General features: G+C 59.9%; 10 protein-coding genes. All 10 read right to left on the bottom strand.

From position 1 onward, the window contains the following. Positions 1–40 precede the first annotated feature (40 nt). The 10 genes from PSH76_RS06980 to PSH76_RS06935 all read right to left on the bottom strand — a co-directional run bounded on the left by PSH76_RS06980 (position 41) and on the right by PSH76_RS06935 (position 14222). Positions 41–1768: a flagellin gene (locus tag PSH76_RS06980; protein ID WP_305493796.1), complete on the bottom strand. Its 1728-nt coding sequence runs from the start codon at positions 1766–1768 to the stop codon at positions 41–43. Between the two features lie 387 nt (positions 1769–2155). Next, entirely contained in the window at positions 2156–3085 is a 930-nt protein-coding gene (locus tag PSH76_RS06975) for a ketoacyl-ACP synthase III (RefSeq protein ID WP_003192977.1), read from the bottom strand. A gap of 276 nt (positions 3086–3361) precedes the next feature. Continuing rightward, positions 3362–4972 carry a flagellar hook-associated protein 3 gene (locus tag PSH76_RS06970; RefSeq protein WP_305493795.1) on the bottom strand — a complete coding sequence of 537 codons (1611 nt, stop codon included), beginning with the start codon at positions 4970–4972 and terminating at the stop codon, positions 3362–3364. 14 nt (positions 4973–4986) lie between these two features. Then, entirely contained in the window at positions 4987–7032 is a 2046-nt protein-coding gene (gene flgK, locus PSH76_RS06965) for a flagellar hook-associated protein FlgK (RefSeq protein WP_305493794.1), read from the bottom strand. 10 nt (positions 7033–7042) lie between these two features. Continuing rightward, the gene (gene flgJ / locus PSH76_RS06960) at positions 7043–8302 is read right to left on the bottom strand and encodes a flagellar assembly peptidoglycan hydrolase FlgJ (RefSeq protein WP_305493793.1); all 1260 of its coding nucleotides are present in this window, start codon (positions 8300–8302) and stop codon (positions 7043–7045) included. A gap of 4 nt (positions 8303–8306) precedes the next feature. Continuing rightward, a complete protein-coding gene (locus PSH76_RS06955; RefSeq protein ID WP_161794338.1) occupies positions 8307–9416 on the bottom strand; it encodes a flagellar basal body P-ring protein FlgI in 1110 nt (369 codons plus the stop codon). A 6-nt stretch (positions 9417–9422) separates the two neighbouring features. Further along, positions 9423–10118: a flagellar basal body L-ring protein FlgH gene (gene flgH, locus PSH76_RS06950; RefSeq protein ID WP_032895934.1), complete on the bottom strand. Its 696-nt coding sequence runs from the start codon at positions 10116–10118 to the stop codon at positions 9423–9425. Between the two features lie 52 nt (positions 10119–10170). Further along, entirely contained in the window at positions 10171–10956 is a 786-nt protein-coding gene (gene flgG / locus PSH76_RS06945) for a flagellar basal-body rod protein FlgG (RefSeq protein WP_003192986.1), read from the bottom strand. A gap of 62 nt (positions 10957–11018) precedes the next feature. Further along, entirely contained in the window at positions 11019–11759 is a 741-nt protein-coding gene (locus PSH76_RS06940; RefSeq protein WP_003192988.1) for a flagellar basal body rod protein FlgF, read from the bottom strand. Between the two features lie 897 nt (positions 11760–12656). After that, positions 12657–14222: a sigma-54-dependent phenylalanine hydroxylase transcriptional regulator PhhR gene (locus tag PSH76_RS06935; RefSeq protein WP_003192990.1), complete on the bottom strand. Its 1566-nt coding sequence runs from the start codon at positions 14220–14222 to the stop codon at positions 12657–12659. Between the last annotated feature and the right edge of the window lie 176 nt (positions 14223–14398).

Genomic DNA, 14398 nt, shown 5'->3' with positions numbered 1-14398 from the left:
TTGTTAAACGCACCCTCCCGTTATTTAACCGCTAGCGCTATTACTGAAGCAGCTTCAGAACAGACGATGGCAGTTGGTTGGCCTGGGACAGGATCGCAGTGGAAGCCTGTTGCAGGGTTTGTTGCTTGGTCAGCTCAGCGGCTTCAGAAGCGAAGTCAGCGTCTTCTACGCGGCCTTTGGCAGCGGAGGAGTTCTGCGAAATGCTCTGCAGGTTGGCCACGGTGCTGGCGAAGCGGTTTTGTACGGCACCCAGCTGCGAACGCTGGCTGTCGATCTGCTGCATGGCGTCGTCCAGAGCTTGAACAGCCTGCTGCGAAGAAGCGGCAGTCAGAATGCTCAAGTCGGAAACGCTGGTTTCCATGGTGACGGCGGTTTTGGTGCCGTTGTTAGCAACGGTAGTCAGACCCAAAGCAGCCAGGCCAGTACCGGCGCTGCCGTCTTTGATAGTGATGTCTTTGTCAGCGAACAGATTCAAGGTGCCGTCAGCATTTTTGCTGGCTTGAACACCGGTGCTGGCGCTGTTGATCGAGGAAACGATCGCGTCAGCGGTGTCGCCCTTCTTGAACTTGACTTCAACGCCGTTCACGTCGATGGAGGTATCATCTTTCAGCTTCGCCTGAGACGTACCTGCCGACAAGCCCAACTGCGACAGCGAACCGCTTACAGTATTGGAAAGTTTAATATCTTTCCCTTCACCCGATTTAACACTGATGCGACCGTCTTCCATTTTAGCAGTAGCGCCAGCACCTGCTTGAGCTGCGATCTTACCCAATACAACCGACAGTTTATCAGTGGCAACCCAATCAACAGCAGTACCATTTACGCTGATACCACCCTTGGCCCCCATATCTGAGGCTTCACCGAACGCCGCAGCAGTCTTGGTACCCACAGCCAGCTTAAGACTTGCAAGACCATCGGTAGGTGCCGCAGGTGTAGTGATAGCCGAGGCTTCAAGCTTAATATCACCTTTCGACGAAAGTGTGAGCAAACCGTCAGCATCGGTAGAGGCAGTTACACCCGTAGCTGCGGTTTTAGCGTTGATCGCGGTCACTGCGGCATCAGCGGCAGGCTTGCCAGCGCCAGCGGCGGCCAGAGATATCTCTACACCGTTAATCCGGAAACCGTCGGTCGCTAGAGTCGCACCAGATGCAGCAGTGCCAGTTGAAGTAGCTTTAACATCACCAATATTGGAGCCCACGGCTGTAGCGCTCAGGCCAGCCATCGCTTGCCCATTTACAGCCGCTTCTTTGTAGTTACCTTTCAGCGCAGTCGAGCTGATGTCGGTCATACCGAACGAGATAGTCTCGTTGGCGTTGGCGCCGATCTGGAACGCTACGTTGCTGAACGAGCCGTCCAGCAGGTTACGACCACCGAAGGTGGTGGTGCTGGCGATACGGTTCAGCTCGCCCACTTTAGCGGTGAATTCTTGCTGCAGGGAAACACGGTCAGCGTCGCTTTTATCACCGTTGGCCGCTTGCAGGGCGAGTTCACGCAGACGCTGCAGGGTGTTGGTGGATTCTTGCATCGCGCCTTCAGCGGTCTGGGCAATCGACACGCCGTTGTTGGCGTTGGCGATGGCAACGTTCAGGCCTTTGACCTGGTTGTTCAGACGGTTAGCGATCTGCATGCCGGCAGCGTCGTCTTTGGCGCTGTTGATTTTCAGGCCGGAGGACAGACGGTTCATCGACTGGCTCAGAGCGTCGGAAGCTTTGTTCAGGTTCTTCTGGACACCCAGGGAGGTGATGTTGGTGTTTACTGATAATGCCATGACGAAATCCTCGTGGTTTGGATACTGCGGCTTCCGGCCCTGGCGACCGCCGGGTGTGGCCTAGAGAACCTACGTAATAGTTATCGTCGTGGTAGCCGGTTGCTTGAGGATTTTTTTGATTTTTTTTAGTAGCCCTATGCCAGCCCTTGTATTTCAAGGCCTTATAAAGGCGTGAAACGCCCGTAATCACGGGTTACTGGCGCCAAAACTCCGCCCTTGTAGGAGCGAGCTTGCTCGCGAAGAACGTTAACGATGACGCGGGTATTCAGGATGCACGCGGCGTTCTCAGGTTCTTCGCGAGCAAGCTCGCTCCTACAGGGAGGGGGCGCAAAAAAAACGCCGATGATCGTGGGATCATCGGCGTTTTTTTGTGCAGCGGCTAAAGCATCATGGACGATAGAGAATCGCCGAGCCCCACGAAAGGCCCACACCAAAGCCGCTGATTGCCACGCGCTTCCAAGTGGCGTCCATCACATGCTTTTCCAGCAGCAGCGGAATGCTCGACGACACGGTGTTGCCGGTCTCGACCATGTCCTTGATGAACTTGTCCACCGGCGCTTCTTCAAAGCGACGCGCCACGGCGTCGACGATGGCGGCGCTGCCCTGGTGAATGCAGAACGCGTCGATATCATCAGCCTTGAGGTCCGACTCATTGAGCAGCTCGTGCAAGTGCGCCGGCACTTTGAGCAAGGCGAAGTTGAACACCTGGCGGCCGTTCATGAAGAACACACCGTCGCTGACCTTCAGGTGCGGTGCGCCGGAGCCGTCGGTGCCGAACTTGGATTTGCCCAGCAGCCATGGTGCGTCTTCGCCCATCCATGTAGCGGTGGCGGCATCGCCGAACAGCATGGTGGTGTTGCGGTCTTCCGGGTCGACGATCTTGGAGTACGGGTCGGCGGTGATCAGCAGGCCGTTTTTCAGGCCGGCGGCTTCCATGAAGCCCTTCATCGCGTAGATGCCGTAGACGTAGCCGGAGCAGCCCAAGGAAATGTCGAAGGCGGCCACGTGAGTTGGCAGGCCCAGTTTGTCCTGCACGATGGCGGCAGTGTGAGGCAAGCCCTCTTCATCGCCGTTCTGGGTGACGACGATCAGCGCGTCGATGGACTCGCGCTTTAAATCCGGGTTATTGGCGAACAATGCGTTGACGGCTTCGACGCACAGGTCGGACGTCTCCTGTGCAGCTTCCTTGCGCGGCAGAAACGCCGAACCGATCTTGCCGATGATGAACTCTTCATCCTTGGCGAATTTGGCACCCTGGGCGTAGTTATCGATCCCGTCTGCCGGCACGTAACTGGCGATGCTTTTTATGCCAATCATTGTGGCTTCCCAATACTAAATAGCTGGAGAACACCCCTCGGGCTACGCCGGGAGTGCTGACAATAAAGGGGATAACCCCATGAAAAACTCGCTGAAAGCCGCCCGATGAAGGCCCTGTGACGACTTATCCTTTTCACACGATACAGTGAAGATGCGCTTTATGACTCACAGGTCACTCAATTTTGCGTGGTTTATGCAAAACGTTTCAACAATTAACCCCCAGAAACGACAACGGCCCGCCCTGTTTCCAGAGCGGGCCGCTTGACTGAACGCCGTTTACATCTTGTTGAACAGGCTCAACTGCGAGATTTTCACGAAGGCCAGTTGCGAAGCCTGCAACATGGTTTGCTGCAAGCTCAGGTTGACGGCGGCTTCGGCGAAGTCGACGTTGCCCAGGGCATTCATGGTGGTGGTATTGGCCAGGTCCAGGCTGACGTTTTCCTTGGACTGAATGTCCAGGCCATTGAGGCGCGCGCCCAGGGAGCCACGCGCCTGGTCGATCTGCCCGTAGGCATTGGTCAAGTTGCCAATCGACTTGGCCACCACATCCTTGAGCTCCTTCTGCGCCGCTGGGTTGCCGTCTGACGGCGTTTCCAGAATTTTGCGCAGATGGCTCAGGGTATCGAGAACGTTCTCGTTTTTGTTGCTGGTGGCACTGATCGCAAACTGATCGCCGGCTGCCGGCGCCGGTGCGGTGGTGACATCAAAGGTCACCCCTGCCGCCGTGATGGTGGTTGCGCCGGCCGCCAGGGTGCCACTGGCGATGGATTTGCTGTCTGCGGTATACGGCTGCGCATACAGGTCATAGGCGCCAGCGGCACCGAACTTCACGATCACGCCCGAATTGGGAAAGGTGCTGGCGTAGGCCGCCGGATCGCTCACCGTGCCGCCGCTCAGTTGCGCGGTGGACGGATTGCTCGGGGTGCGCGAAACGCTGAAGGTGTCTGGTTTGACCGACAGGCTGAACTCGCGGTCCTTGACGATGGCGTCCGACGGCGCGCCTGGCAGTATGTCTTTGCCCAGTGCGTCTTTGCCCAGGTTCAAGCCAATGTCGAACTTGACCCCGCGCAGGCTGACAGTCGAACCGCCTTCCTTGGTGGCGTCGAAAGCGCCGTTGCCCGGAATCTCCGAGGTGATGTCCTTGCCGGCATTGTCCGTGACGACGTATTGGGTGCTGCTGGTGAAGGTCAGCTTATACGGCTGACCATCGGAAAAACTGCTGTTATAGCTGCTGTTGGCCGCGATCAACCCGGCAGAGACGGTGACCTTGCCATCATCGACCGCTGGCGGCACGAGGATTGGCGCGGTTTGCGTACGGCCCGTATTCGCCGAGCTTTCAAGCATGCTCTTGGCGGTATTGCCCATGGCAACCGACAGGTTCTCTGCGATCTTCAGGCTCAGCGGCGTGTCATCGCCCTGGTAGCTGTAGGTGCCGTCATTGTTGCGGGCGTAGGGCGGCGTGTCGGTCTTGCTGCCGGAGAACAAGTAATTGCCGCTGGCGTCCTTGGTATTGAGCAAACCCAAAACCTGGTCTTCAATGGCGCCAATCTCGGCGGCCGTCGACTTGCGGTCAGCGTCGCTGATGCCGACGTTACCCGCCTTGAGCGCCAACTCACTGGCTCGTTGAATCGCGATATTGATATTTTCCAGCACGCCGTCCTGGGTGGTCAGCGAGTTCTTCAGGGTGTCGATGTTGCCATTGAACTGCGCCAGCATGTCTTTCTGCTGCTGCAGCATCAACAACCGCGCCGCCGCCACCGGATCATCCGCGGCGGTTTGCACGCGCACGCCGGAGCTGGCCTGGTCCTGGGCCTTGACCACGCTGGAATAGTTGCTCTGGTACTTGGCAGAGCTGGTCTCAAAATACTGCTGTGTAGAAATACGCATCGTCCCAGCCTCCCTTAAAGAGCATTCATCAGTGTGGTGAAGGTTTCCTGCGCAGCCTTGATGATCTGCGACGACGCGGTGTAGTACTGCTGGAACTTGATCATGTCGCCCGCTTCATCATCCAGGTTGACCCCGGATACCGAGTTGCGTGCTTCCTTGTTGGCGCTGAGCAACGCGCCGGTGGCGGCGGTGTCGACCCCGGCCTGGCTGGCCTTGGCACCTACGGTCGAGACCAGCTTGCTATTGGCGCCCACCAGGCTGGTGCCCCCGTTGCCGTCGCCCATGCCGACGGTGGCCTTGGTTTGCAGGTTCAGCAGTTCCTGGGCGTTGCGGCCGTCGGACTTACCGCCACTGTTGAAGGCAAAGGTGGTGCTGTCGCCGTCTGCCGGCGAGCCGTTGACGGTGGTGTCGAACTTGAAGCTCTTGCCGGGAATGGCGGCACCGCTGGCGTCGCGCATCGGCACGTCCACGGTGATCTTGTTGCCCTGCCCAGGAATGATTGAGCCAGTGCCAATCGGATTGCCCTTGGAATCGTTGATGGTATAGGACTGCGTACCGTCGGCGGCGGGCTTGCCGAACACCATTTTCACCGGCATCGAGTTTTCAATACCGGCGCGCAACTGGGCGGTGTCGGTGCCGCCATGGATATCCAGCGGCACCGTCAAGGCCGGCTGGGTAAAGGTGCCCGTGCCGCTGTTGGTCGTGCTGCTGGTACCTGCCAACGGGCCGGCGAACGCCAGTTTGTTTGCATCGGTGAGCGCCACGCCAATACCGCTGGCGCCCGTGGCGGTGGGGCTGACCTTGAAGCTGTCACCAAACGCCATGGTGCCCTTGCCGTCCAGCGCCAGGGTGAAACCATCCAGGGTCGGCGGCGGTGTTGAGCTCATGTCGAAGGTGCCCATGGCCTTGCCGTCCGAACGTAGCACCGTGATCTTGTTAGGATCGGTCTTGTCGCTGAAGGTCACGGTGTAGTCAAACGTGGACAACTGACTGCTGTCCTTGATCGTCACATTCAGGTTGCCCGCCCCGGCACTGTTGCCCGAGGCACCCTGGCTGCGCGAGGCAATGGCGGCGGCGCTGTTGATGTCTTTGAACAGCGAAACACCAAAGTCACCGTTGAGGTCCAGACCCTGGCCCAGTTGGTTGTTGAGCGTGTCTGCCGTGGCGATGGCGATACGGCCCAGTTCATTGATGGCCGGCATCAGGGCATCGCTGCGATAGCGCAACAGGCCGCCGATGCTGCCGCCGCTGATCACCGAGCCCAGGTCCAGGGTGGTGCCGTTCATGTCCAGCTGGATGGTGTATTGGCTGTTATCGGTTTTGCTTGGCGCGGCGGAAATCTTGTTGGAGATCCCGCCCTCTACCAGGGACTGGCCGCTGCCAGTGGTCACGCTGAACTGGCCGTTTTTCTCGGTGGCCGTCACGCCAATCAACTCATTGAGCGAGCGTACTGCCTCGTTACGCGAGTCCAGCAGGTTGGCCGGGGCGCTGTTGGAGCTGCCTTGGGCCTGGGAGATCTGCTGGTTAAGGGAGGCAATCGAGGCGGTCAATTGGTTGACCTGGTCACTCATGCTGCTCAGTTGGTTGTTGATCGTCTCTTTCTGCTGGGTCAACTGCGTGGAGATCGCGTTGAAACGGCTGCTCAGGGTCTGGGCGTTGGTCACCAGCAATTGGCGGGCCGACAGGTCGCTGGGGTTGGACGCGGCGGTTTGCAGGGTGGCAAAGAACGAACTGAGCACCGAGGACAAGCCGGTGGTTTTGTCCGACAGTACTTTGTCGACGGCACCGACCTGGTCCAGGTATGCCTTGGCATCGTTATTGAGCGCCGTGCTGTTCTGGTAAGCGGTGTCCAGGTACTCGTTGTACACCCGGCGCACATCGGCCAGGGTGGTGCCGCTGCCGATGTACACGCCGCCGAACGGGTTCGACGCGTTGGTATTTTGCGTGGTCTGCTGACGCGAGTACCCCGGGGTATTCACGTTGGCGATGTTATTACTCAAGACCGACAACGATCCTTGAGCGGCATTGAGCCCTGACATCCCGATACTGAGCAAACTCATGGTTCAGACCTTATAAATGTGTGGTTGCGCCAGCGGCAGCGTAGTTCTGGTAACTGTTCATGTTTTTTGCGATCTGCGAAATCTTGCTGGCGTAATCCGGGTCGGTTGCATAACCGGCTTTTTGCAACTCGCGTACAAACTGTTCCGGGTTGTCGGCTGATTTCACAACTTCTTTATAGCGATCATGGCTTTGCAGCAGGGTCACGAGGTCGTGGAAGCTGTCCTGGTAGGAGCTGTAGGAACGGAACTGCGCCGTTTCCTTGACCATCGCGCCATCGCGAAACTCGCTGGTGATCGCCCGGGCCTGACCGCCCTGCCAGCTCTGGCCGGCCTTGATGCCGAACAGGTTGTGGCTGCTGCTGCCGTCCTCGGCGCGCATCACCGATTTGCCCCAGCCGGTTTCCAGTGCGGCCTGGGCCACCAGGTACTTGGGGTCGATACCGATACGTGCGGCGGCGGCCTTGGCCATCGGCAGCATGGTGGCGACAAACTCATCCTGGGAGCTGAAGGCTTTCTTCGCTGGCGCCAGCGGTGGCTGGGCAATGGCGCGGCCATACACTTGCATGCGCCCGCTCGGCACGGCAAAGCTACGCGCGCTGCTGTTGATGACCGTATCGTCGGCAGCGCTGTTACGCAGGGGCGCGGCTTTGGCTTCGACCGGGGCGTTCGGCACGATGCCCGCCAGCAGGCGGTCGGCCAACTTGCTGGGCAAGGCGATACGGCGCTGGTTCATCAGCTCCATGTCGTTGGCATGGGTACTGGCCCCCTCAGGCACAGCCACGCGATATGCCCATAAAGGCCGCTGGCCATTGGAGCGGCCCAACGGGCCTTCAGCCTGGGTACCGGCGGCAATCTCGGTCGGCACATCGACTTTCTTCACCGCCGCATCCGCCGCCGGGCCTTGCAAGGTGGCGGCCTGGGCCTCCACCGGTTTGTTCTTCTGCATCTGGCGCATCAGCACATCGGCCAGGCCGATACCGCCGCCTTCGCGGGACATCGACACCGCCAGTTGCTGGTCGTACATTTCCTGGTACTGCTTGGCGGCCGGGGTGTTCAGCGGGTTGTCCTTGCCCAGGGCCTCGGTGGCCGAACGCATGGACTTGAGCATCTCGTTCAAAAACAGCGACTCGAATTCCTGCGCCACTTTGCGCAGGTTGCCTTCGCTGTTTTTGTCGTCGCCCACCTTGAGCTGGTTAAGCCGGTTGAGGTCGGAGTAAGACCCCGAGTCCGCCGTGCTGCTGATACCGCTCTTGCGCATATCCATGGCCATGGCCTCAGATCACAATCAGGTCGGCTTGCAACGCGCCGGCCTGCTTCAAAGCTTCGAGGATCGCCATCAAGTCGCCGGGCGCAGCGCCCACCTGGTTCACCGCACGGACAATCTCGTCCAGGGTGGTGCCGGGGCCGAACTTGAACATCGGCTTGGCTTCTTGCTGGGCATTGACGCGCGAACGCGGGACCACGGCAGTCTGGCCACCAGACAAAGGCCCCGGCTGGCTGACGATCGGGTCTTCGGTGATGGTCACCGTCAGGCTGCCGTGGGTCACCGCCGCTGGCGAAACCTTGACGTTCTGGCCGATCACGATGGTACCGGTGCGCGAGTTGATGATGACTTTGGCCACGGCCTGGCCGGGGTCCACCTCAAGGTTTTCCAGGATCGACAGGTAGTCCACGCGCTGGCTTGGGTCCAGCGGCGCAGTGACACGAATCGAGCCGCCATCGATGGCCTGGGCCACGCCAGGGCCGAGCATGTCATTGATCTTGTCGACCACGCGCTTGGCGGTGGTGAAGTCGGAGCGGTTGAGGTTCAGGGTCAGGCTGTTGCCCTGGTTGAAACCACTCGGCACGGTGCGTTCAACCGTGGCGCCACCGGGGATACGCCCGGCTGACGGCACGTTGACGGTGATCTTCGAACCGTCGCGGCCTTCGGCGTCAAAACCGCCCACCACCAGGTTGCCCTGGGCGATGGCGTAGACGTTGCCGTCGATACCTTTGAGCGGCGTCATCAGCAAGGTACCGCCGCGCAGGCTCTTGGAGTTACCCATGGACGACACGGTGATGTCCACCACCTGCCCCGGCTTGGCGAACGCAGGCAGATCGGCGCTGATCGACACTGCCGCGACGTTCTTCAACTGCACGTTGCCCGAGCCAGGCGGTACCTTGATACCGAACTGGGAGAGCATGTTATTGAAGGTTTGCAGGGTGAACGGCGTCTGGGTGGTCTGGTCACCCGTACCGTTGAGCCCCACCACCAGGCCATAGCCGATCAACTGGTTGGAGCGCACGCCGGAAATACTGGCGATGTCCTTCAGGCGCTCGGCCTGGGCCACAGCGCTCAAGGCCAACAAGAGCGCCATCGCCATCAGCTGTTTGAACTTCAAAATGGCCACCTAGAAAGGGAACAGCGGGCTGAGGAAGAAGCGGTCGAACCAGCCCGGCTGGCTCGCATCGGCAAACGAACCGGTGCCCGAGTAGGTAATGCGTGCATCGGCAATGCGCGTCGACGGCACGGTGTTGTCGGTGGAGATGTCATCGGCGCGGACCATGCCGGCGATGCGCACCAGCTCGTCGCCGGTGTTGAGGGTCATCCACTTTTCACCGCGCACGGCAATGATGCCGTTGGGTAATACATCGGCGACGGTCACGGTGATCGAACCGGTCAGGCTGTTGCCCTGCCCTGCCGCGCTCTTGCCGTTGGTGGCACGGTCGCCGCTGTAGCCGGCGTCCAGGCTCAGGTCACCGCTGCCCAGCGGGTTATTGGTGTTCAGGCCGCCGCCGAACAGCGAGGTCAGGCCGATGCTGGTCTTGCTGTTCTTGCCGATCTGCGAGTTGGCGTTCTTGCTGGCCTGGGTTTTCTCGTTCAGGGTGATGGTGATGATGTCACCGACCCGGAACGCCTTGCGGTCGCTGTACAGGTTCTGCTCGAACCCGGCCTGGTAGATCGAGCCATTGTTGGCCGCCGCCGGCAGCGGCGTGCGTGGCAACACCGGCGCGTAGTACGGGTCATTAGGCTTTGGCGAGGGGGCGACACAGCCCGCAAGCACGGCGATCCCACTCAATGCCAACACACAAACATAGCGATTCATGACCCTAACCTCACGGTGTTGCAGGCACCCTGAAGGGCGCCCCATAGACTGATTACAGATTCTGCGTAACGAACGAAAGCATCTGGTCGGCGGTGGAAATCACCTTGGAGTTCATCTCGTAGGCGCGCTGGGTGGTGATCATGTTGACCATCTCCTCAACGGTGCTGACGTTGGAGGTTTCCAGGGTGCTTTGCAGCGTGGTGCCGAAGCCGTTCAAGCCAGGGGTGCCGATTTGCGGCGCGCCACTGGAGGCGGTTTCCAGGAACAGGTTGTTGCCCATCGCCTGCAGGCCGGCCGGGTTGATGAAGTCGGCGGTTTGCAGGTTGCCGATCACTTGGGAGGCCGGGTTGCCAGCCACGGTGATGGACACGGTGCCGTCGTTGCCGACGGTGAAGGTCTTGGCGTCTGGCGGCACGACGACAGCAGGCTCCAGGGCGAAACCGTTGGCGGTCACGATCTGGCCGTTGGAGTCCAGGTGGAAGGTGCCGTCACGGGTGTAAGAGGTGGTGCCATCCGGTTGCAGCACCTGGAAAAAGCCGCGGCCATTGATCGCCATGTCCAGCGGCTGGCCGGTTTGCTGCAGGTTACCGGCGCTGAAGTTTTTCTGGGTGCCGACGATCTGCACACCGGTACCCAGTTGCAGGCCCGACGGCAGTTCGCTGTCCTGGGTCGATTGGGCGCCCGGTTGCTTCTTGATCTGATAGAGCAAGTCCTGGAACTCGGCGCGGTCACGTTTGAAGCCCGTGGTCGACACGTTCGCCAGGTTGTTGGAAATGGTCGTCAGGTTGGTGTCCTGGGCGGACAGGCCTGTCTTGGCAACCCATAGAGCCGGAAGCATGCTGTTCTCCTTCGTGCGCCGGATGGTTGGCGCTGCGTTGCAAATTAGTTAGTGGGCTTGAATCAGCTCATCTGCATGACGCGCGTCATGGCCTGGTCGTCTTCTTTAGCGCTGTTCATCATCTTGATGTGCAGCTCGAACTGCTTGGCCAGCGCCAGCACCGCGGTCATTTCTTCCACGGCATTGACGTTGCTCGCCTGCAGGAAACCCGAGGTCAGCCGCACGTTCGCGTCGGCCTGGGCCGGCTGGCCATCCTTGGTATGGATGGTGCCGTCCAGGCCCTTGGTCATGTTCTTGAGGTCTGGCTGGACCATCTTGATACGGTCCACTTCCGCCATCACCCGCGGGCCTTCGCCCATGGCACGGATGCTGATGGTGCCGTCCGAACCCACTTCGATTTTCTGCTGGGGCGGCACGGCAATCGGGCCACCGTTGCCCATGATCGGCATACCGTTGCCAGCCCGCAGCACGCCCAAGGCATCCACGTTCATACTGGCGCTGCGCACGTAGGCTTCGCCGCCATCCGGGGTTTGCACCGCCATCCAGCCGTCGCCGCTGACGGCTACGTCCAGGTCACGGCCGGTTTCGATCATCGCGCCCGGAGAAAAGTCAGTGGCCGGCCGCTCGGTCATGGCAAACGCCCGCGCCGGAAAGCTGTCACCGAACACCGGCATCGAACGCGCCTGCTCCAGGTCGCGCTGGAAACCGTTGGTGGAAATGTTCGCCAGATTGTTGGCATGGGCCTTCTGCGCCAGTGCATTCTGGCTGGCGCCGGTCATTGCCACATAAAGGTACTTGTCCACGCTCTATCCTCTTTCTGACGGACGCTTGCCGCCCACCGCTGTACTGAGGAGGCTTAAGCAATTTGCGAACCAACTTTTTAAAAGAGGCCAAAGTCCAGGCGTGGCGGGGGTTTGGTGGAGGTAGCTGAAATAGCGCGGGAAAGAAACAGTCGAAAAAACGGCGGACTACTGCCGCCTGCGGCAAACACCGGCCTGAAAAACGACAGAGCTCAAATGTGGGAGCGGGCTTGCTCGCGAATGCGGTGGCTCAGTCACTGATATGTTGAATGACCTACCGCATTCGCGAGCAAGCCCGCTCCCACAGGGGATTGATGCAGGGCGCTGACTCTGTGGGCAATACCCAACCAATGTGGGAGCTGGCTTGCCTGCGATAGCGGTGGAACAGGCACTGATATGCCAACTGACAGTCCGCTATCGCAGCATAGGTATCTACATAACTTTATGGGCTATAGCAGCAGACGGTAACCACGATGCGAAGCGAGCCGCTCTTGATCTGCTTGTGATCTTGATCTCAGGCGCCCCGTTAAACCACGCTGGCCGAACGCAGGCTTGAATTCGTGGGTAACCCGGCAGGACGCCGGGTTAGCCGCCCCGCGCCATGGATGGCGCGTGGCGGCGGCCCACGGATTCAAGCCTGTGTTCGGGCACACCGAGCCCAAGCGAGGTGCCGAGTGGTGGGGCAAGAGCGCTTTGCTTACTTTCGCGCTTTTCGAAAGTGAGCCGCCGTCAGGGCGGAACCCTAAGTGGCCGTTACCTAAATAACGGATATGTACCCGTTCCAACTGTGTTGACTGTTAGGCCGTCTTCGCAGGCAAGCCAGCTCCCACATTTGGATCGCGGTGTGTCAGTTAGATCAGCGCCGGCTGTCAGTCCGTCACGGAGCCAGCTCCCACCGTTTTAACTGCGATCAGCCTTGAGCACTTCGTAATCCCGCAGCTTGTTGGCAATGGTGGTGTGCGACACCCCCAGGCGCTTGCCCAACTGGCGACTGCTCGGGTGTTCGGCATACAGACTTTCCAACACCGCCTTCTCAAAGCGCCCGACGATATCCTCCAGGCTGCCCTCCAGGGAAAAATCACCCAGCGGCTGGCGCACGCCATAGTCCGGCAAGCGAATATGCTCAACCTTGACCGTACCGCCTTCACACAATGACACCGCCTGGAACAGCACGTTTTCCAGCTGCCGCACATTGCCCGGCCAGTGGTAGTGGCTGAGTTTGTCCATGGCCGCAGGTGCCAGCTTGGGCAGTGGGCAACCGATCTGCCGGCTGGCCTGATCGAGAAAGTGCTCGACCAACGGCGCAAGGCCATCCAGGCATTCGCGCAATGGCGGGATATGCAACGACAGCACATTCAGCCGATGATAAAGGTCCTGGCGAAACTCACCCCGAGCGCAGAGCTCCGACAAATCCACCTGGGTCGCACAGATCACCCGCACATCCAGGTACACCTCTTCATCACTGCCCACCCGACGGAAACAACCGTCCTGCAGAAAGCGCAGCAGCTTGACCTGCAAGCGCGCGCTCATTTCCCCCACGCCATCCAGAAATAAGGTACCGCCCGCCGTCAGCTCAAGCAGGCCCAACTTGCCTTCGGCCCGCGCCCCTTCAAATGCACCGGGGCCGTAGCCAAACAGTTCGGTCTCGGCCATCGACTCGGGCAACCCCGCACAGTTGAGCGCCATCAATGGCGATTGCCCGCGCGGGCTGGCCAAGTGGCAGGCCCGGGCCAACAGTTCCTTGCCGGTGCCGGTTTCGCCTTCTATTAATAGCGGTGCATCCAGCGGCGCCATGCGCCGCGCTTCCCGCACCACAGCGGCCATGACCTTGGAGCTCTGGAAGATGCTGTCGAAACCGCGCAGCTCTTGCTTGCGCACGTTATAGATACGCTCACCGACACGGTCGGCGCGGTGCAGGGTGAGCACGGCGCCGGCCATGGCTTCGCTGTCATCGTGCTCGGAAGATTGCAGGGGCGCGATGTCCGCCAGAAATACGTCGCCCTTGACCTTGACCCGCAGGCCATTGATTCGCGATTTGCTGGCGCGCACCAGTTCCGGCAGGTCGAAATCCTCGGCGTAACGCGACAGGGGAATCCCCGGCACTTCATCCACCCGTACGCCCAGCAACTGCGCCGCCGCACGGTTGGCGGCCACGATGGAGCCGCCCATATCAATGGACAGCACCGGAAATTCCAGGGCGCCGAGCAATGCATTGAGTTCCATATGCCGACGCTCGCTAGGCATCAGCCCTACCCGCTTGACGCCAAACACCCCGGCAATCGCCTCGAACTGCGGGCGCAACGCCTGAAATTGCATATTCACCAGGTTGGGGCAGAACAGGTAAATGGCATTGCCATGCTCACCGCCGACTTCGCCCTTGGCGACGTTGACGCCGTACTCCACCAGCAGGTTGAGGATGTCCCGCAGGATGCCGATGCGGTTCTGGCAGTGCACTTTGATACGCATGGAAAAACTCGAAAAGGGAGTAGGCGCCGCGTCTTTTTGTCGCTGGGCGCAGATAGTCGTCAAGATTATGTGACAGTACGGCCGCTATTCCCAGCCCATAGCTGCGACAGGCGGGCCTATCGTAACGAATACTTTACGATTAACGGTAATTTTTCCTACACGCATCCTCTAAAGGC

The organism is Pseudomonas sp. FP215 (assembly GCF_030687795.1).
GTDB classification, from domain to species: Bacteria; Pseudomonadota; Gammaproteobacteria; order Pseudomonadales; family Pseudomonadaceae; genus Aquipseudomonas; species Aquipseudomonas salmasensis.
This window is presented reverse-complemented; position numbering and strand designations above follow the sequence as displayed.